The sequence below is a fragment of the Bradyrhizobium sp. Kon58 genome (genome assembly GCF_055807455.1).
In genome coordinates this window covers 1-280 of the sequence record NZ_JBVVOT010000397.1, presented here as the reverse complement: position 1 = coordinate 280, position 280 = coordinate 1, and the positions used below count along the sequence as shown (strand labels likewise).

The window sequence follows — 280 nt, the reverse complement described above, 5'->3', positions numbered from 1 at the left end:
CCGGCGAAATAGCTGTCGAAGGAGTAATCATAGCCGTCCGGCTGCACCGGGCCGGTTGGTGGCAGCAGTCTGACATAGCCGGTCACTTTCGATCCGGCGGCCGCGCCCGGCGGTATTTTCATAGCCGAAGCGCGAATCCGCTTGGGCATATAGCGCAGCGCTGGCCGGGCGGTCGAGATCGCATCGATGGTCAGCCGGATGCGACCGTTCGCCATCCGGTCGAGGCTGACGATCCGGCCGGCCAGCCGCGTCGGGATTTCCGCGCCGACCATCTGCGTTC

Annotated in this window: 1 pseudogene; it reads right to left on the bottom strand. The window is 65.7% G+C overall.

Features of this window, described 5'->3' with window-relative positions:
* Positions 1 to 280: pseudogene (locus AC0L20_RS40910) on the bottom strand (ComEC/Rec2 family competence protein); the annotation flags it as partial.